The following is a 20,418-nucleotide window of genomic DNA, read 5'->3' on the forward strand; positions in this document are numbered from 1 at the left end:
GACTATGAAATCGCAGGCTGTACGTATGGACGGATGGATTAGCAGGCGCAATCCGCTGGAAAAGGCGAAAAATTGGACATGGCAGATCATACGCGCCATCTTGGTACTTGGCTTTTGTTATATTATTTTGTTTCCCATATTTTTAAGACTATCGGTTGCCTTTCGTGACAGAATCGACATTTATGATCCAACTGTGCTGTGGATTCCCCGGCATTTTACACTCGAAAATTTGGAGATTGCCATCTCAGCAACAAACTATTTGTCAGCTTTATGGAACACGTTCCTTATCTCGTCTACGACAACGTTGATTCAGGTTTGTTCTTGCGCGTTGGCGGGATACGCTTTTGCGAGGTTGAAATTTAAAGGCAGCGGGCTGTTGTTTGGTCTGGTCATTTTCACCATCGTCGTGCCGCCTCAAACGATCATGATTCCGCTCTATTTAACATACCGGTATTTTGATCTTTTCGGATTAGTTGGCCTATTTTCAGGGAAGAGCAGTATCAATCTGATCGACACATTCTGGCCGTTTCTTATCTCTTCTGGCACAGCGATGGGGCTGAAAAACGGGCTTTATATTTATATTTTCCGTCAATTTTTCCGGGGTATTCCCAAAGAAATCGAAGAAGCCGCCCTCGCGGACGGAGCGGGAATTTTCAAAACCTTTTACAGGATTATGCTGCCTAATGCCATACCTGCCGTAGTCACTGTCGTTTTGTTCTCGTTTGTATGGCAGTGGAATGATAGCTATTATGTATCCCTGTTTTTGAGTAAAGTGAAGGTGCTTTCGACACAGCTGACGGATATGGGGCCAGCTCTAGGCAAAGAGCCGGATCCGGTATACCAGTCTATGCTGCTCAACACAGGCGTACTGCTGATGATGGGACCTTTGATTGCGTTGTATTTGTTCGTTCAGCGTTATTTCGTGGAAAGTGTGGAGCGTACCGGTTTAGTAGGTTAAAAAAGATAAAGACAGGGTGGAGGAGAAACTGTGCACAAAGATGGATGGCAGCTGAAAGGATTCCATATGCGCTTCGGATCGCATGAGGATGTCGGTAATCTAAAGCGAGTGATTGAGGAAGCGTTGGTGCCTATGGGCGTAAATGTTTTGATACTGGAATGCAACACTTCGTTTCAGTTCCAATCTCATCCGGAAGTATCGGGTGGCAGCTTGACGAAGGAAGATGCGAGGGTGCTATCCGCCTTATGTAAGCGGCACAGCATCCGGTTGATCCCTTTGTTTGATTGTTTGGGGCACCAAGGTTGGGGAGGAGCGAGGAATTCGCTCTTGCGGGCGTATCCGGAGTTCGACGAAACCCCGCATGTGCCGACGGATGCTAAGTGGCCTGAATTTTACTGCCCGAGCTGGTGTCCTTCCCATCCGGGCATTAATCCGATTGTGTTTGATCTGATGGATGAGCTGATCGATGCTTTTGAAGCGGACGCACTGCACGTCGGCATGGACGAAGTGTTCGCCATCGCGGATGATGGGTGCCCACGGTGTTGTGGGAAAAATAAGGCGGAACTGTTTGCAGAAGCAACTAACGATTATTACGAGCATTTGGTCCGTAATCGTAAGGTGCAGATGCTCATGTGGGCTGATCGGTTGATTGACGCCAAAGGCATGGGGTATACAGAGTGGGACGGTGACATTTATGGTATTTGGCCGGCCGTGGATCTTATTCCGAAGGATATCATATTGTGCGATTGGCACTACGATAAATTGGATGCTTATCCGTCCGTCGGGCATTTGATAGACAAAGGATTTGAAGTGTGGCCCAGCTGCTGGAAAACACCGGAAGCGGCCCTTGATCTGCTCGAGCAGTCTATCCGCCAAGCGGAAGAGCGGGGGGCGGTTGACCGCATGCCCGGCATGCTCGTGACCGGCTGGAATGCCAATGGCGCCAAGCTGGTAACGGCGCTGCTGGGAGATGGGGACTTAGGCGAAGATACGGGCGATATTAAGGGCATTGCAGCTACGCTGAAAACGGTCATGGAGGCGCTCCGACTACGGACAGAGCATCTTGAAGCAAAGAGCTGACATTACATAGAAATGGAGACAACGCCATGACACAGTCCAAAACCGTACATATCATTTCGCATACACATTGGGACAGGGAATGGTATTTGCCCTATGAAAAGCATCACGTATTGCTGATCAAGTTAATGGATACGCTGATTCAGACCCTCAGCCAGGATGACGGATACCGCAGCTTTCATCTTGACGGTCAAACGATCATCTTAGAGGATTATTTGCAGATACGGCCGGAAATGAAGGAGACGTTAGAGCAATTGATTCGCGGAGGGCGCATCCACATCGGCCCGTGGTATATACTGCAGGATGAATTTCTAACGAGCAGCGAAGCGAATGTGCGTAATTTGTTAATTGGGCACCGCGATGCTAAAGCTTATGGCGTCATTTCGAAGTTGGGCTATTTTCCGGATTCCTTCGGCAACATGGGGCAGGCGCCGCAGCTGCTGCGGCAAGCAGATATTGAGAACGCTGTGTTCGGACGCGGTGTGAAGCCGACGGGATTTAATAACGAAGTATCAGAATCTCAGGCTTATGAATCGCCGTATTCTGAGATGTTTTGGGAAGCGCCTGATGGCTCCAAGGTGCTGGGTATTTTATTTGCCAACTGGTACAGCAACGGGAATGAGATCCCTGTGAATCCAGAAGAGGCATCGAAGTATTGGGATCGAAAACTAGCAGAAGTATCCCAATATGCTTCTACGCCGCATTGGTTGTTCATGAACGGCTGCGATCATCAGCCTGTGCAGACCGATCTCACGGATGCTATCGGCACAGCTGAGAAGCTGTACCCGGACATCCGATTCGTCCACTCCAATTTTGAAGATTATTTAAGTGATGTGAACCGGACGATCCCGAGTGACTTGTCCGTCATCCGCGGAGAGCTGAGAAGCCAGCATACCGAAGGCTGGTCTACGCTCGTAAATACGGCATCTTCCCGCGTTTATATCAAGCAGAAGAATCAAGAAGGCCAGACACTCTTGGAAAAAGTGGCGGAGCCTTTGGCTGCCTTTGCTTACCAGACAGGATGCCCATATCCGCATCATCTGTTTACCTATGCCTGGAAAACATTGATGCAGAACCATCCGCATGACAGTATTTGCGGGTGCAGCGTCGACGAAGTACATGCCGAAATGATGACGCGTTTTGAGAAAAGCAAGCATGTAGCCGAATCTATCGTTCAGGCTAGCCTGACTTGGTTGGCGGAACGAGTGGATACATCTGCGTTTTCCGGTTACGGCAAAGAGGCGGCGCCTTTTCTGGTAACGAATACGACAGGGTGGGAACGCAGTGGCACCGTAACTGTGCAGCTGGAATTAAATAGGATCTACTTCCGTGATGGCAGGGATTTCCGGGATATGAGACAGGACTTGAAGGATAAGAGCTTGGACGAGTATGTGTTGGTTGATATGGATGGGAAACCTATTCCTTTTGGATTAGAGGATATGGGGATTCACTTTGGGTACGATTTACCTGACGACAAGTTCAGGCAGCCTTATTTCGCGCGCGCCGTCCATGTGACCTTCGAAGCAGCTAATGTGCCTGCTTTGGGGTACAAAACGTATGCATTGACCCGTGATGCCTCATTAAAGCTGCTTCTTTCGCCGACTTCTTTAGTCGTTGGTACACACACGATGGAAAATGAATATTTGAGTGTCCAAGTCGCTGATGACGGCTCGCTTACGGTAACGGAGAAACTTGAAGGAACGGTTTACAAAGGCTTGGGCGTTTATGAGAATACGGGAGATATCGGCAATGAGTATATGTACCGCCAAGCCAACGGTGACGCGGCCGTAACTACGCGAGGTGTGCCGGCATCCATTCGTATTCAGGAAGATACGCCTTACCGAGCTAGCATAGAGATCGTTCACGAGTTGGAAATACCGGCATCTGCAGATGAATTGCTGGAAACCGAAAGGAAGGAACTGGTCTGGTTTACTCAACGCAAGTCGGCGCGATCTGATGCAAAGATTTCTTTGAAAATCACGACCGTCGTATCCTTGGATAAAAACGGAAAGAGTGTTGATATTACGTCAACCTTTAACAACCATGCCAAAGATCACCGTTTGCGAATGCTGTTTCCTACTGGTTTGAGTGCAGAAACCCATTTTGCCGATTCCATCTTTGAAGTGCCGGAGCGGAGTAACACAACGACAGCCGAATGGAAGAATCCGAGCAACTGCCAACACCAGCAAGCATTCGTAACCATTGCAGGTGCGCGGCAGGGGCTTACTATCGCCAACCGCGGTTTGAACGAATATGAGATCGTTCGAGAAGATAGCGGCCAAACCATCGCAGTCACACTGCTTCGAGCTGTAGGAGAATTAGGCGACTGGGGATACTTCCCAACGCCAGAAGCACAGTGTATCGGCGAGCATACTGTGCACCTATCTGTTATCCCTTATGCGGTACCTATCAAAACGATGGAAGAAGACCCGCTAGTTCATGGCTCCGGTGTTATACAGGCTGCCCATCAATATCAAGTTCCTTGGTCTGTAAAGCAAACTGAGGTTCATCACGGAGAACTACCACCGACATACACTTTTGGGGGCTGGGAAGGTCAAGCTATGGTCTTCTCCACAATGAAAGTTTCCGAGGAGACAGGAGATATGATTGCGCGTTGGTATAACATCTCTGCACAGGAGAGAGTTCTGAAGATGGACCTCCCTGAGAAGTTCCATAATGCGTATAAAAGCGATATTCTGGAACGGCGTTTGGATCGTCTGCAGCAGGAGGGATCGGAGCGTTTGTCCGTATTCGTTCGTCCAGCAGAAATCGTTACAATTAGTTTTGAACGACTATGAAAATTGTAGAAAAAAGACTGTTTCAGAAGCGGATGACGAGTCCGTACATGAAATAGTCTTTTTTACTATATAAGAAAATTTTTTGGGTTAGGAGGTAAGGGGGATGCTTATTTACTATATTTTCCTGGTGTTTTGCTTTCAGGTTTTTGAGAGAATTGGAGAATTAGGACTAAGGATGGCGTAAGCTGTCTTTTTTTATCTGGACACATACCCAATGAATTTATAGATTTTCCTATAATTTTTTAAGGGTTTTTGGGATCAAAACTTATATTATAGGTTTATAACATTGAAGTAAGGAGTGAAGCAGCCTTGAACGGAAATATCAATGAAGCTCCTAGACTACCCATAACGACAAGTGAGCATAAAGCTTTGCAGCTGAGACGAAGAAGAAGATTGAAACAAAACATTCCGCTTTTTATCATGCTTGTCCCTGTCTTTGCTTACTACATTCTGTTTAAATATTGGCCAATGGGCGGACTTGTGATCGCTTTCAAAAATTACAATTTTGCTGATGGTATTTTGCACAGTCCATGGGTTGGCCTGAAAAATTTTAAAGTTTTGTTTTCCAGCGCCAGTACGATCCAGATTATATGGAACACCTTTTGGCTCAGCTTTTTGAATTTGCTTGTCGGGTTCCCGGTTCCCATCTTCCTCGCCATTCTGCTTAATGAAGTGAGGAAGACATGGTTCAAGAAATGGGTTCAAACGATCGTCTATCTGCCGCATTTTTTCTCTTGGGTCATCGTCGGAGGTCTCGTGTTATCCTTATTTGCAACGGATTACGGTTCGATCAACAAGGTACTCAAGCTATTCAATATTGAACCTATAACCTTTCTTTACGAGTCAAAATCCTGGGTTGCTGTATTCGTTGGTTCGGGGGTTTGGAAGGAGATGGGGTTTAGCACAATTATTTATTTGGCCGCTCTCACGAACATAGATCCTGCCCTTTACGAGTCAGCAGGTATGGACGGCGCTTCGAAGTGGCGGCAAATTTGGCACATTACGATTCCAGGCATTCGTCATACGATCATCCTGCTGCTCATTTTGGCTATGGGTCAATTGATGGAGGTCGGCTTTGATCAGATATATAACCTTCAGAACTCAGCAGTTGCTGACGTGTCAGAGGTCATAAGTACTTATATTTATAAAATAGGTTTGGGAAATGCGCAATTTAGCGTAACTACGGCGATGGGGCTGTTCGAATCCGTCATTGGCTGTGCGCTCGTACTGGTAGCTAACAGGATCGCCCGCAAATTCGACCAAGCTTTATTCTGATAACGAGGAGGGGCGTCCGCATGAAAGCGACAAAAGGTGAAAGAATTTTCTACGCAGTCAATTATTTTATGCTCGGGGCAATTGCCTTAACCTGTATACTGCCATTTATTCATATCATAGCGCTATCGATGAGTGAGCGTTCGGCCGTAGATTCGGGACATGTTTACTTCTGGCCGGTAGGCTTGGATTTTACGGCATATAAGGTTTTCTTCCTAACAACTCCGGCTCTCTCAGCATTTAAAAATAGCATTATCATTACGCTTGTCGGTGTTGCACTTAGTATGGCGGGGACGGTATTAGCAGCCTATCCGTTGTCGAGAAGCTATTTGATAGGACGACGCAAGTTTGTGCTTGCCATGGTGTTTACGATGTTGTTCTCAGGAGGGTTGATCCCTACTTATCTCGTCGTAAAGAACCTGTCTTTAATCGACTCCTATTGGTCTCTGTGGCTCACGGGGTTTATCAGTACCTACAATATGCTGCTCATGAAAAGCTACTTTGAGAATATTCCTCATGAAGTGGAAGAAGCAGCGCGAATTGACGGATGCAGCGACGTATCTCTCCTCATTCGAATCATATTGCCGCTATCGCTTCCGATGCTGGCCACTTTAGCCCTGTTCTATGGGATTAACTATTGGAATGCATTTATGAGCGTTCTGATGTACATCAATAAGAGTGACATGCAGAATTTGACGGTCATTGTCCAAGCGATGCTGCAAAAAAACGATATCCTGAATTCACCTTCCCTGGCACCAGAGGAGCAGCTAATGGTTGCTACTGAAATGGTCAAATCTGTCGGTGTTGTCGTTATGGTGGTTCCGATGCTGATCGTTTATCCGTTTCTGCAAAAATATTTTGTCAAAGGCGTTATGCTTGGTTCTGTTAAGGGTTAAACCAAATGGGGTTCCACGTTTACCAAAACTTTTCAATATAAACAGGAGGGTTTACGCATGAAAAGAAAGCTGTGGATGGGCATGACAATAGGGGTCGTAGCATTAGGGGCAACGCTAGTTGGTTGCAGCAGCGAGAAGAAAGAAGGAGCGGCAGCCGGTACTACGGCTACGAATGCTCCGAAGGAGTCAGCGCCAGCCAAACGAGGAAATGTTACCGTTTCCATGTATGATCGGGGTGGTGTACCTGCGTCGGAGGGGAGCTACGAAGAAAATCGTTGGACCAAGTGGATCAATCAAAACGGTCCTGTGAATGTGAAATACATTCCTGTCCTCCGAGGCGAGTCTACGAAAAAATTGAATGTTCTTTTTGCCTCCGGTTCTGCGCCTGATATAGTAAACCGAGTACAACACGCCTTTCCGTAACAGTCTGTACGATCAAAAGCAGCTGCTTCCCATTGACGACATCTTAAAATACATGCCTGAATACCAGAAGCTGCTGGACCAGTATCCTCAGTTGAAGAAAGCGGGAACGAAGCCGGACGGCAAGATATATGAAGTCGGTAAAGTAAAAGAAGCAGTCCTACAGCACATGTTAATAATTCGTACCGACTGGTTGAAAAAGCTGAATTTGAGCATGCCGACAACAACGGAAGAGCTAATGAAAGTAGCCAAGGCATTTGCTGAACAAGATCCTGACGGCAATGGTAAGAAAGATACGTACGGGATGAACATGAGCTACTATTCTGAACAAGCCATCAACGAGATTTTCGGTGAAAATTCGTCCAAGGATTTGATTGCCTGGGGAACTAAGGATGGAAAAATAATCCCTCTGTGGGACAATCAGCTGGCCTCCCTGACCTTCAAGAAGAAGCTCTATGACGAGGGCATTATCGATAAAGATTATATCAATGATAAAGACGGCAACAAGGCCAAACAAGACTTCCTGAACGGCAGAATCGGCATTTACGTTAAATTTTCCGGCGGCATGTATGACTTTGTTATGAACGACTTTGCTACGCTGAAGAAAAATGTGGCAAGTGCGGAAATTGCTCCGTTAGGCTATCCGAAATCACCGCTGGGGACATTTACCGGTGTTTTAGATAATCCAGTGCAAATGACGACGGTTGTGAACGCCAAGGCGAAGGAGCCGGAAGCTGTCGGTCGCTATCTTGACTTCATGATGAAACCGGAAACCGCTTTGAAGGTTATTAACGGTGACGAAGGGACACATTGGAAGAAGAGCGCCAATGGCTGCCGTGAGACCATCGATCCATTGAAATCGAAAAATGAAGTCGGCTATGCTTTAGACTATGAAATGTTCTACTCTGCAGGAACAGATAAGTGTAACTTTACTCTAAACGGATTTAATACTGCGGTACCTGAACAGAAAGCCGGTTCGGACATGTATAAAGAATTTCAGAAAATTTATTTCGATCCGCAAAGACAATACCCTGGATTGACCCATGGGGAACATATGCCGGTCTATCCTGCTGATCTCCAAACGATTAACGCAACAATTCTTAAAGAGCAAACCGACATTTTTGTTAAGGCCACCATCAGCGGTGCGAAATACAGCCCGGAACAAGCCATTAAAGACGCACAAGCGGCATGGGATAAAGGCGGCGGCAAGCAGCTTGAAGACTTTATGAACAAATGGTATGCGGAAAATAAAGATAAAGCGTTCCTTGCCAAGGATATTATGACAATTGCTAGACAACAAATGGAGCAAGTGAAGTAACTGATTTTGAAGGAGGAGCTGGACATGGATATGCGTTTGCCTGCCATGCAGACAACGCTTGGATGTCCAGCTTCTTTCTTTATTCGTATCATCGGATCGATGGAATTACATCATGGGGGGAAATAGAAATGAACAAGGTGAAAGTCGCCATCATTGGCTGCGGCGGTATTGCTACAGGTAAGCATTTACCGAGCCTAAGCAAGATTGAGCAAGTTGAAATTATTGGTTTTTTTGATATCTCTCTTGAACGCGCTCAGCAAGCAGCTGAGAAGTTTGGTGCTCCCGGAGCAAAGGTGTTTGAGAACTATTATGAGCTTCTTGCTGATACTTCGATTGACGTCGTTCATATCTGTACCCCGAATGATACGCATGCAGAGATTTCTATCGCAGCTATGGAAGCAGGCAAACACGTCATGTGTGAAAAGCCGATGGCCAAAACGGCCGCCGATGCTCGCCGTATGGTTGAGGTGGCAAAGCGCACAGGTAAAAAGCTGACAATCGGCTACAACAACCGCTTCCGTGCGGACAGTCAGTATTTGAAAAAGGTGATCGAAGATGGCGATCTGGGCGAGATCTATTTTGCCAAAGCGCATGCTGTTCGTAGACGTGGAGTTCCAACTTGGGGTGTATTTCTGGATGAAGAAAAACAAGGCGGAGGCCCGCTGATCGACATCGGTACACATGCGCTTGATTTGACGCTGTGGATGATGAATAACTACGAACCTAAGGTGGTGCTTGGCACTGCTTATCATAAGCTTTCACGGAAAGAAAATGCCGCTAATTCCTGGGGTCCTTGGGATCCGGAGAAATTCAAAGTGGAAGACTCCGCCTTTGCGATGATCGTGATGAAAAACGGCGCGACTGTGATGGTGGAGGCGAGTTGGGCCTTGAATACATTGGATACGAAGGAAGCGAAATGTACACTTTGCGGTACAGAAGGCGGAGCCGACATGCAGGATGGCTTACGCATTAATGGTGAAAACCATAGTCGTTTGTACGTAAACCAGCTTCAGTTCGAAGCCAAAGGCGCAGACTTCTACGATGGCAAAAAAGAGAGTATGCAGGATAAAGAAATCCGCCTATGGATTGACGCCGTAATCAACGATAAACAACCCGTTGTAACACCAGAGCAATCGTGTGTAGTTTCCGAAATTCTTGAAGCAATTTACGAATCCAATAGAACGGGAAAAGCGGTCTATTTTGACTGAAATAACCGGAAATGAGGCCATTCCTTCATGATTAGAGTAGCGATGTTGAGCTTTTGGCATGTTCATGCAAAAGATTATGCACGTCTAGCTGCCGAGCACCCGGGTACTGAAATCGTGGCTGTATGGGATGAAATTCCCGAACGAGGACGACAGAAGGCAGAGGAGCACGGCGTTAAGTTTTACGAAGATTTGCATGAACTTTTGGCAGAGCCTGATATTGATGCCGTTATTGTGGATACGCCGACGAATCGGCACCGGGACGTCATCATCGCAGCAGCCAAAGCGGGTAAGCATATCTTCACAGAAAAAGTTATAGCTACCACGACGAAGGAATGTAATGAGATATTGGCTGCGGTTGAGACGGTTGGGGTCAAGCTAACGGTTTCCCTTCCTCGTCTGTATACGGGGTTTACGCAAGCAGCACGCAACTTCATTCAGGAGGGGCTGCTTGGAACGATAACAACAGTTCGTATACGGCTTGCTCATAACGGCGCGTTACGAACCGAGAAAAATCCGAATGGTTCACTCCCATCCCATTTCTTCAACTTAGAGGAGTGCGGGGGAGGGGCATTGATGGATCTTGGCTGCCACCCGATGTACTTGACACGCCTATTCCTAGGCTTACCGGAAAGTGTTAGTGCAAGCTTCGGTTATATCACGGAGCGAGAGGTAGAGGATAGTGCGGTAGCTATCTTACGTTATCCGAACGGTGCGCTAGGCATAGTGGAAGCTGGTTTCGTGAACAGTTATTCTCAATTCGATATCGAGGTGCAAGGAACCAAGGGCAGCCTGATGTACACCAGAACAGATGACAAACTGTTGATACGCAGCGCTAAGCTGGAAGGCGAGGCAGCAAAAGGGTGGCAAGAAGTGATGGATCTGCCAAGTCTCCCTTCGGCTTTTGAACAATGGGTCTCCCATATTACATATGGAACGACAGCCTCCGAAAATATTCAAATAGCCCTTGATTTGACCCGTTTAATGGAAGCTTCGACTTTATCGGCACGCTCAGGTGCTGTATGTAGGCTGAGTGACCTGGTGGAATAAAGAGGATTCCTTGTAGAAAGGCCAGATCATTCCCTGCAAAGAAATAAGGGTAATCTGGCTTTTCTTCATTTGAGGGAAATGATGTCAACAAAGCTCAAAGGAGGAACAAACATGTTGGACAAAGGGGAATACTCATTTTCTACCTGTTGGAATATTAAGAAGCATACGATTGGAAGGGACATGATAGAGGAGATCAAGGAGCTCGGTTTTCGTCAGGTGGAATTGAACTATAACGTGACGGAAGAGATGATGAAGACAATTGAGCCGATGATCGAAAAAGGAGAAATTGGCGTATCCAGTGTACACAATGTGTTCCCTTTCATCGATGATAAAGATTACGATACAGATTCCGTCATGCTTGGTTTCGATGATGAGGTGAAGCGCAAGCGATCCGTAGAGCTGTTGATCCGGTCTATGGAATATGCGAACCGCTATGGAGCGAAGGCCGTTGTCGTACATCCAGGCGAAGTGCCTTTCGAATATAATATTGATTTGGATTTGAAAAAGCTGTACAGGGATCATGGGAAGGATTCACCGGAATATCAAAAGCTGTGGAAGGACATGTCCGAAAGACGAGAGCGGTTGAGTCCGCTCTATACCAAGCGGATTCAAGACAGTCTGGAGGAAGTGAGCGAGCATGCAGCCAAACAAGGATGGTCTGTAGCCATTGGCATTGAGACACGCTCAAGATCGTACCAGATGCCGACCTTAATGGAGGCGAAGACCATTTGCGAGAACCTGAAAGGCGGTCCGGTTTACTTGTGGTACGATATCGGCCATGCCATGATGATGGATCGGATGGGCTTGTATGACAATCTGAAGGAACTGCAGGAAGTGAAACGCTATATTTATGGCGTACACATCCATGAAACACTAGAACTGTCTGATCATTGGTGTTCTTACGTACACAGTAAAGATCTGCAATATTTTGATCATTTTCTTGAAGCGATTGATTTCGCCAAAGTCAAAGTCTATGAGTTGAAGGCTGTATGCCAGCCGGACGAGATTGACGAAAGTCACAAGCTTATTACAAGTAAAATTGCAGCTATGAAAGGTTAAAAGGTGATCAGCATGGACGCTACTTATAAACAGTTGGTACACATTTATGACGAACATACAGCAGCTATGCTGCAGCGGCAGGTGCTGGATCCTACATCGAAATATGTTGGCGGAATTATTGATGAGACGGGCATCGCCCGTGTCAATCATCTCAGCACGCCGAGCGTTTTGGCTGTATGGGCTTCCGCATTAGTTAATCCAGATTCACGTTACTATCAGGATGAGACACTCTTGACCGCATTCGATAAAGCAGCGGATTTTATTTTGAACCGTCAACATGCCGACGGTACGATATCGTTAGGTTCAACAAACTATAATTCCCCCCCAGACACAGCCTTTGTCGTAGGTGGAATTACACAAATTTATCAACTGCTTGAGGCGCATGACTGGGCGGCTGTGAAGCCTGCCTCCGCCAAGCTGAGGCTTTTCCTGGAGCGTACGATACCCGCTATGCTGACAGGCGGGTGTCATACACCGAATCATCGATGGGTTATTACAGCGGCACTTTCATTGCTGTATGAGATTTTCCAAATGCCTGAGCTGATAGCTAGAGCGGATGAATGGTTGGCAGAAGGTATGGATATCACACATGACGGCGAATGGACGGAGCGTAGCAATGGCATCTATAATGCCGTCAGCGATATCGCTTTATATCACACAGGTCGTGTGCTAAACCGTCCAGAATTATTAGAATGTGTGCGCCGCAATCTGCGCATGATGGTGTATTTGATCCATCCGTCTGGTGAGGTGGTAACGGATTATTCAGGACGCCAGGATTTCGGGCAGACGTTTGATATGGCGACTTACTTCCTGATTTATCGTTTAATGGCTGCGCATGATAAAGATCCTTTGTTCGCTGCGATGTCAGACTATGCAGGTACCTTTATTAAGCATACGGAAGCGGTAAATAACAATGCACTCTTGGGTTTATTGCTGTATCCCGAAGCAGATATTTCTGATTTGGAGCGCACTCCGCTTCCCGATCGTTATGTCCAAGTTATCAATGAGCACCATCCGATCAATGAGCATTTGACGCAAATCGATGGCGTGGGCCACCATATGAAAATCGAGCACAGCAGCATGCACTTAGCCTTCGGCGCTCCGCTTGTACGCATTCGAGAGCTAGACCAGAGCGTCACGATTATGCCGCTGACGCCGTCATTCTTCTCCCTTCGCCATGGCAAAGTAAGGCTGCTGGGCATCAAGCTGTCTACATCTTTCTCACCTGGGATTGTGAAGTTCGCACATCTAACTGCGGAGGAAGGCGTTTATAAGCTAGGAATCGTATTAGAAAAAGGATATAACGGACCGATTCCGCGTCAATTTCTGCCGGAGTCAGCGGAGAGATCGACACTCAGTCCTTGGTACTTGCTTCCGCATCAGCATAGGCCGATGACACATCTGCAAACCCTTGAGTTTCAAGCAGAAATTACACAAGGAGACGCGGAATGGACGATTCGTATCCTTTCCGATGAGCGAGAAGATGTTTTCACGCAGTTATCCTTTATTCTGGGAGATGAGGGTACAGTTAGCGGCAGTGATCTCGTTGAAGCCGAGTCAGGAAAATATTTCTTGAAAAACGGATCTGTGAAATATGAAGTGGATGAAGATGCAATAGAGATTTCAACAGGCGCCTACGAGCATTTGCTGCCTGTGCTTCGTGAAGATCAACATCCAACCGGCTGCAAATACGTCCATGTGAACTTGGTGACGCCGTTCGACCGGACATTTACGGTTCGCCTACTGTAGAAAGGAAGGTCGGAGATGACGACTTATTTTAATGAACAAGAGAGTATACAGTCCCGCTTAGGAGACGATGATAACCGAACATTGAAGGTGCTTGCGGACCGCTACATCGGGGCTAATCCACCCGTTCCGTTTGCTTTTCGGGCCTTTTACCGATCTGGTATTTTGCAGAACGAGGAAGGGATGTTTGATTTTAATCTGGGGCGAAGATTTCCCGAAGCAAGACCCGGTCAATTTTCATATGCCTATGGTTTAGTATGGAGCGATGGTGAACGAAATCTGGATGTGTTGTTCCGCTGTTTGGGGCCAATTGAGTTCTATTTCAATGATGAGCGTACCTATCGCTCCAACGTAATAGATGAAATTAAGCCAGATGCAAGCGTTAAGCTTAATCTGAACTTTGTGAAAGGCTGGAACCGACTTTTTATCAAAGCTAAGCATACGGCGGCAGGCTTCGGCTGCTTGTTCGGATCTGATGAAGCCAAGGTACGGATTCTGAATGTGCTTACTCCGTTTGCTGAAAGGAGTGGTCAGGCGGGATGGGTGTACTCTGCTCCGGTAGACACCGATCTATTCGAGGGTAGGCCGCTGCCAGATGGTTTGGCGTCAGAGAAAGAGTACGGGCTTCGCTGGCTGCCGACCTGTGAGTGGAGTGAGAGTGAGCCTGCGAAGCCTGTTTGCGAGCGTTTATTCGGCTTACAGCCTGGTAAGCAGGCGTACGCGTGGACGAAGCTGAACAAAGTAAGCTCAGGTGAAGAATCCTGCCTGTTGAAGGGTCATACGGCAGGTCCGTTAACCGTTTGGCTGGATGGGAGGCAGGTATTGGAGCTCGCGGAAGAAGGCAGCTTTCAGGTGGAGGTGCCGCTTTCCTTTGGCAAACATGATCTGTTGATTCGCAGTATTTGTGGAAATAACGCGTGGGGCTTCACGCTGCATGCCTATGTTAGGGGAAAGGTTGTCCCCTTTAGCGCTCCTCAGAAGGTTCACGGTTCAGCTGAGCCGTGGTTCTATGTTGGGCCACTGGATTCAAGAATTGAGCTAGCGTATGAGGAATTAGTCAGAACTGATCGCATCTATGCTAAAGATTCAGAATCTGGTGCTGCGGGCGACAAAACCTACTGGCAGTTAGACCGTCCAGACGCCTGGATACGTCCTTATTATGAGAATGCTATGCTGAGTAATAAATGGACCGTCGGTAACGTCACGAATTATGCCCGTTGGGATTATCCGCTTGGCGTAACCATTTATGGGCTGCTGCAAGCAGGTCGGTTACTGGAGCGGTCTGATATTATTGGGTATGCCCTCGATCATGTTCAAAGCTGCACAGACATGTTCGCATACTCCTTATGGGATCGAGAGAAGTATGGGTTCCCGGCGATCAATCAGCAATTGGTTATGATGAAAATGCTGGATAACTGCGGTTCCTTTGGCTCCGCTATGCTGGAAGCCTATCAGGAAGACAAGGATCCGGGCTTCTTGCCGATAGCGCAGCGAATTGCCGACTTCATACTCGTTCGGTTGGAGCGTAAGGAAGACGGTGCCTTCTATCGGATATGTCAGGATGAATATTCGGAAAATACGATGTGGGCCGATGACTTATACATGAGCGCACCGTTCCTGTGCCGCTATGCGGGGATAACCGGCAACAGCGGGGCACTGGATGAAGCAGCGAAGCAATTTCTGTTATTCCGCAAGTATTTATACATGCCGGATCAGCGCATCATGTCGCATGTATTTGATTTTAAATACGGTATGGCTACTGGTATTCCTTGGGGCCGTGGGAATGGATGGACACTCTTCTCGCTGACAGAAGTGCTGGAGGTTCTACCCGCAGAGCATGAAGCTCGCCCGGAGTTAGTGCATTTCTTTAACGAGCTGTGCGAGGGATATGCCGACCTGCAAGCTGAAAGCGGGCTGTGGCATCAGGTTTTGAACGATCCCGACGCCTATCAAGAGGCCTCGTGTACCGCGATGTTCGCCTATGCCTTTGCGAGAGGCGTGCGATTCGGCTGGCTCAAGGAGCCAGGTCGGTTTATCCATGCTTCGCTGAAGGCATGGGACGGTTTGACCCGTCTGGCCATCGACGCTCAGGGCAACGTGCATGGCGTTTGCAGCGGCTCGCGGTATGCTTTTACCGCTGATTATTATAAGAAAGATCTGCTCACCGTAAAGAATGACAACCACGGGGTCGGTATTATGATGCTGGCAGGAGCAGAAGTTGTGAAGCTGAAGCGATGGCTGGCGCAGCCGCTTGAAGTGATGCATAAATGACGGCTGTAAGCAGTGTATGGCAAATTAGTCATTTTGATTTAATCGTAAGAATGGTGTTGGCGGTCGTTCTGGGCGGTTTGATCGGTCTTGAACGGGAATGGAACAATCATGCGGCAGGCTTTCGTACTCACATTTTAGTTTGTTTAGGCTCCGCCACCATTATGCTGCTGTCGGAGTATGGATTCTCTGACTTTGTAAATGAACCCAACGTCCGTATAGACCCGTCTCGATTGGCTGCACAGGTTGTCAGCGGCATCGGCTTTCTTGGTGCAGGTGCAATATTACGAAACGGCAGTGTTATAAAAGGGTTGACTACCGCCGCTTCTGTTTGGTTGGTAGCGGCTATCGGTTTGAGCGTAGGTGCAGGCTTTATTACCGGGGCGTTGGTATGCACTTTTTTAGTACTCATCAGTCTGTATCTCCTGAATAAGTGGGAGAAACATTTCTTAAGGCATCGTAGAACTCACGAAATAGAGATCATGATCAATGAACATCCCGGCTTCCTCAGCTTGGTTACCTCCCGTTTTGGGGAACAGGGTATCCAAGTCACCAATCTAAAGATGATGCCAGGAAGCGAATCTTCCCTCGTACAAGGGAATACCCCAATGATGCACTTGTGCTTCAGCTTAAGATGTCCGAAGCACGAGAAGCTGCTTGCCGCATATGAACAAATTGCCGCTCTGGACATCGTCGTTAGGATGGAAGCTGCGAACTTCATTTTTCATAAAAAGGTTGCCTAAGAAAAGGTAGGCTTGTGCTTCTAGCTTTCTGGATCTCTGATCTCTTCGATCAGAGATCTTTTCCATTTATTCCGAGGGATAATCAGAAGTTAGCGGTTACCAATGTTGTAATTTATACAACAATTCAAACGCCCAAAGGCTATTTTTAATGAAGGGAGAGAGGCGAGATTTAGGCAGCAATTGTTGCACATTCTACAACATCATTCGACCGCGAATATGGATTCTTTCATCCGGCAAGCTCGAATGAGCATATATGACGATGGATTCCGAGAGAAAAAGCCCGCTAAGCCAAGAAAACGGCTTATACGGGCTTTTTCACGAATTAAGTGTTAATCAGGTATTGGTTAACCGTCGCCTTAATCAATTCCAAACGACCGGATTGGTTCACGATGGTGCTGTTGTTCTCAAGCGCATAAGCTTCAAGCGTTTTGAAGTTCGCTTTGCCGGACACGATGTCGGCGCCGATGCCGGATTGGAAGGAAGCATAGCGCGTGTCGAGGATGTTATCGAATACGCGGTCTTCGATCAATTTGGCAGCGACTTCTAAGCCGCGAGCGAAGGCGTCCATGCCTGCGATGTGGGAGTAGACGACATCGATAGGCTCGAAGGAAGTACGGCGAACCTTGGCGTCGAAGTTCACGCCGCCGCGGCCGATGCCGCCTTCGTTCAAGAGGATTTCGTACATCGCGAGTGTTGTTGAGTACAGGTCTGTCGGGAACTCGTCGGTATCCCAGCCGAGCAGCAGATCGCCTTGGTTCGCATCGATGGAACCAAGGACACCATTGATGCGCGCGACGCGAAGCTCGTGCTCAAAGGTGTGACCAGCAAGCGTGGCATGGTTCGCTTCCAGGTTTAATTTGAAATACGGCAGCAAGTCGTATTTTTGCAAGAAAGACAGCGTCGTAGCCGCATCGAAGTCGTATTGGTGCTTGGATGGCTCTTTTGGTTTAGGCTCGATCAGGAATTGACCGTCGTAGCCGATTTCTTTGGCATAATCAACCGCCATGTGCAGGAAGCGAGCAAGGTTATCAAGCTCCAGGCCGAGGTCTGTGTTAAGCAGAGTCTCGTAACCTTCGCGTCCGCCCCAGAAAACGTAGTTTTCCGAGCCAAGCTCTTTGGCATGATCCAAGGCTTTCTTCACTTGGGCAGCTGCATAAGCAAATACGTCTGCATTATTCGTCGTAGCAGCACCATGAACGAAACGCGGGTTGGTGAACATATTAGCAGTGTTCCAGAGCAGCTTCTTGCCGCTGGATTTCATTTTGTCTTTGATTAGAGCAACGATCTCGTCGAGGTTCTTGTTCGTTTCTTGCAGTGTGCTGCCCTCAGGTGCGATATCGCGGTCATGGAAAGCGAAGTAGTCGACATCCAGAATGTTCAGCAGCTCAAAGCAAGCGTCAACGCGAGCTTTGGCCAGCTCAAGGCCGGAGTATTGATCCCAAGCGCGGATCGCTGTGCCACTGCCAAAAGGATCGGAGCCGTTGGCGGAAAAAGAGTGCCAGTAAGCGATTGCAAAACGCATATGCTCGCGCATGGTTTTGCCTAAAATAACTTGATCAGGATTATAAAATTTAAAAGATAGCGGGTTCGTCGATGTGCGGCCTTCGTACTTAATCGGTTGAATGTTGTCAAAGTAGCTCATGAATTCAGCCTCCATAAATTAAGGGATAAATGCTTATGCAGTCATCATAGCACCAAATGAATAGTTTGTAAATTCATTAAACAAACTTAGTTGGTGCGTGAAAATGTCTTTCATGTTAAAATCAGTTCATTAGAAAAGAGAGACAAGCAATTAGAGCAGTGTGGGGGCAAACATGAAGCAAACAGGCGATTTGAATCTCGTAAAAAAAATAAATAAATCCATCGTATTACACCATATTCGCACGAATTCTCCAATATCCCGCGCACGGATTGCAGAAATTACAGGGCTGACAAAGGCGACAGTGTCGAGTCTTGTTAACGAATTGATCGAGAGCAGTGTCGTCGAAGAGATTGGCGTTGGTGAATCAAGCGGTGGGCGCAAGCCGATGATGCTGCTTTTTAATGGAACGGCTGGCTATGCCATCGGGGTAGACCTAGGGGTTAATGATATTCTCGCGGTGCTGACGGATCTAAGCGGTAAGATCATCCGCGAAGTAAGAGTGCAGCATGACAATGCTTCTGTCGAGAAGGTCGTCTTACTGGTGAAAACGACTATCCGCGGACTGATCGAAAGCGCGCCGGAGAGCGTCTACGGTATTATAGGAATCGGCATCGGAGTGCCGGGCATTTGTGATGAGCGCGGCAATCTGCTGTTCGCGCCGAATCTTGGGTGGGAAAACGTGCCTTTGCAGCAGCAAATCGAGGAGACGTTCAACATTCCGGTTGTTATTGATAATGAAGCGAACGCAGGAGCTGTGGGGGAGAAACAGTTCGGAGCCGGTAAAGACACGGCGAATCTGGTGTATGTGTCGATCGGCATCGGGATCGGTGCTGGGATCATCATTAAGGGCGAGCTGTACCGCGGGGCGACTGGCTTCTCAGGTGAGATCGGGCACTTCTCGATCCAGCACGATGGGCCCAAGTGCAGCTGCGGCAGCATGGGCTGTTGGGAGCTGTATGCGTCGGAGCACGCGCTCCTCACGCAGGCGCGCCGCGAGCTTAACGATGACGCTGTGGATCTAGAGATTTTGCTGAGCAAAGCCGAAGCCGGAGATCCGACGGTGATCGCACTTTTTGAGCGCCTTGGTTATTATCTCGGTGTAGGCGTAGTTAATATTATCAACGGATACAATCCCGAATATATTATTCTCGGCGGCCGCTTAGCAAGTGCCGAGAGATGGCTGATGAAACCGCTGCTGGCCCTGCTCGAGAAGCGTTCCCTGCCGCATCCGCGCAAGCAGCTGAAAGTGGCGTTCAGCGAGCTGAGCGATCGGTCGACAGTGCTCGGGGCGGCATCTTTTGCGGTGGCCACATTTTTCGTGGAGACAACGGTTTCGGTTGATCGGAACTAAGCTAGTGGGAATTACAGCCATATGATTGACCGAAGGATGGTCACTTTTGTACAATGAGAAAAGTGCCAAAAATTCGAGAACAAAGGACTGGAACCAACGATGTTTCTACGTTCACTAGTGATGTGCTGCTATCTCATGGGAGCTTACTGGGCTTCCTACCATTTCCCATCAATGAAGATGGTGTTTTATCCAACGCTTGGGGCATTCAGCTTTCTTTTTATGCACCGTGTGGACCAAATTAAGGACATAGGACGCATCACGATGGGTGCTATCGTTGCAGTGACAATCGGCAGCAGCATGTATGCGATAAGCCACGGCGCCATATCATTTTTCATAACAGCCATACTTACCATCTCTCTCATCCAGTGGTTCAAATGGAACGCGGCCCCGATTTTGGCCGTTTCGTTCATTCCATTTTTTGCGCATCCGGTCTCATTCTGGGCGCTGCCTACAGCTGTCCTCGTTTCTCTCTTGGGGCTGATAGGATCGATTTGGCTCATTGGCAAGGTGGAGCAGTTGAATTGGGTTGCCAGATTGACAATGGCACTTACGCCGCTTCGCACGAAGCTGGAGCCGTTAAAAAAAGAGATGTAGCTGGTCAGCAGCTAGCAATCA

At 47.8% G+C, this 20,418-nt stretch carries 16 protein-coding genes; 15 read left to right on the top strand and 1 reads right to left on the bottom strand.

The annotated features are described in order from the left end of the window. Positions 1-4 precede the first annotated feature (4 nt). The 13 genes from QFZ81_RS36100 to QFZ81_RS36160 all read left to right on the top strand — a co-directional run bounded on the left by QFZ81_RS36100 (position 5) and on the right by QFZ81_RS36160 (position 16,810). A complete protein-coding gene (locus tag QFZ81_RS36100) occupies positions 5-958 on the top strand; it encodes a carbohydrate ABC transporter permease (protein WP_307606611.1) in 954 nt (317 codons plus the stop codon). A gap of 30 nt (positions 959-988) precedes the next feature. Then, positions 989-2,038: a family 20 glycosylhydrolase gene (locus tag QFZ81_RS36105; RefSeq protein ID WP_307606614.1), complete on the top strand. Its 1,050-nt coding sequence runs from the start codon at positions 989-991 to the stop codon at positions 2,036-2,038. A gap of 26 nt (positions 2,039-2,064) precedes the next feature. After that, positions 2,065-4,833, top strand: coding sequence for an alpha-mannosidase (locus tag QFZ81_RS36110; RefSeq protein WP_307606617.1), 2,769 nt, complete (start codon positions 2,065-2,067; stop codon positions 4,831-4,833). 420 nt (positions 4,834-5,253) lie between these two features. Next, complete coding sequence (locus tag QFZ81_RS36115) at positions 5,254-6,108, top strand: ABC transporter permease (RefSeq protein WP_307449203.1); 855 nt, start codon at positions 5,254-5,256, stop codon at positions 6,106-6,108. Between the two features lie 20 nt (positions 6,109-6,128). Beyond that, on the top strand, positions 6,129-7,001 hold the full coding sequence (locus QFZ81_RS36120) for a carbohydrate ABC transporter permease (RefSeq protein WP_307435918.1): 873 nt from the start codon (positions 6,129-6,131) through the stop codon (positions 6,999-7,001). Positions 7,002-7,058: 57 nt separating this feature from the next. Further along, the gene (locus QFZ81_RS36125; RefSeq protein ID WP_307606619.1) at positions 7,059-7,424 is read left to right on the top strand and encodes a hypothetical protein; all 366 of its coding nucleotides are present in this window, start codon (positions 7,059-7,061) and stop codon (positions 7,422-7,424) included. Positions 7,425-7,476: 52 nt separating this feature from the next. After that, positions 7,477-8,739 carry a type 2 periplasmic-binding domain-containing protein gene (locus QFZ81_RS36130; RefSeq protein ID WP_307606621.1) on the top strand — a complete coding sequence of 421 codons (1,263 nt, stop codon included), beginning with the start codon at positions 7,477-7,479 and terminating at the stop codon, positions 8,737-8,739. Positions 8,740-8,867: 128 nt separating this feature from the next. After that, on the top strand, positions 8,868-9,947 hold the full coding sequence (locus QFZ81_RS36135) for a Gfo/Idh/MocA family protein (RefSeq protein WP_307606622.1): 1,080 nt from the start codon (positions 8,868-8,870) through the stop codon (positions 9,945-9,947). A 27-nt stretch (positions 9,948-9,974) separates the two neighbouring features. Continuing rightward, entirely contained in the window at positions 9,975-10,994 is a 1,020-nt protein-coding gene (locus tag QFZ81_RS36140; protein WP_307435909.1) for a Gfo/Idh/MocA family protein, read from the top strand. 111 nt (positions 10,995-11,105) lie between these two features. After that, positions 11,106-12,053, top strand: coding sequence for a sugar phosphate isomerase/epimerase family protein (locus QFZ81_RS36145; RefSeq protein WP_307606625.1), 948 nt, complete (start codon positions 11,106-11,108; stop codon positions 12,051-12,053). A 12-nt stretch (positions 12,054-12,065) separates the two neighbouring features. Beyond that, a complete protein-coding gene (locus tag QFZ81_RS36150; protein ID WP_307435903.1) occupies positions 12,066-13,802 on the top strand; it encodes a hypothetical protein in 1,737 nt (578 codons plus the stop codon). Between the two features lie 15 nt (positions 13,803-13,817). Next, positions 13,818-16,070 (top strand): glycoside hydrolase family 88/105 protein, encoded by a 2,253-nt coding sequence (locus QFZ81_RS36155; RefSeq protein WP_307435900.1) that lies wholly within the window; start codon positions 13,818-13,820, stop codon positions 16,068-16,070. Next, the gene (locus QFZ81_RS36160) at positions 16,067-16,810 is read left to right on the top strand and encodes an MgtC/SapB family protein (protein ID WP_307435897.1); all 744 of its coding nucleotides are present in this window, start codon (positions 16,067-16,069) and stop codon (positions 16,808-16,810) included. The genes QFZ81_RS36155 and QFZ81_RS36160 overlap by 4 nt, the downstream gene beginning before the upstream one ends. Positions 16,811-17,132: 322 nt before the next feature. Here QFZ81_RS36160 and xylA read toward each other — a convergent pair whose 3' ends face one another. Next, positions 17,133-18,452 carry a xylose isomerase gene (xylA, locus tag QFZ81_RS36165; protein WP_307435894.1) on the bottom strand — a complete coding sequence of 440 codons (1,320 nt, stop codon included), beginning with the start codon at positions 18,450-18,452 and terminating at the stop codon, positions 17,133-17,135. Positions 18,453-18,624: 172 nt separating this feature from the next. Here xylA and QFZ81_RS36170 point away from each other — a divergent pair, with 172 nt between their 5' ends. Both QFZ81_RS36170 and QFZ81_RS36175 read left to right on the top strand, forming a co-directional pair. Then, the gene (locus QFZ81_RS36170) at positions 18,625-19,803 is read left to right on the top strand and encodes an ROK family transcriptional regulator (protein ID WP_307435889.1); all 1,179 of its coding nucleotides are present in this window, start codon (positions 18,625-18,627) and stop codon (positions 19,801-19,803) included. A 135-nt stretch (positions 19,804-19,938) separates the two neighbouring features. Further along, on the top strand, positions 19,939-20,397 hold the full coding sequence (locus QFZ81_RS36175; RefSeq protein WP_307435886.1) for a hypothetical protein: 459 nt from the start codon (positions 19,939-19,941) through the stop codon (positions 20,395-20,397). Positions 20,398-20,418 lie beyond the last annotated feature (21 nt).

The sequence above is a fragment of the Paenibacillus sp. V4I9 genome (genome assembly GCF_030817295.1).
GTDB lineage: Bacteria > Bacillota > Bacilli > Paenibacillales > NBRC-103111 > Paenibacillus_E.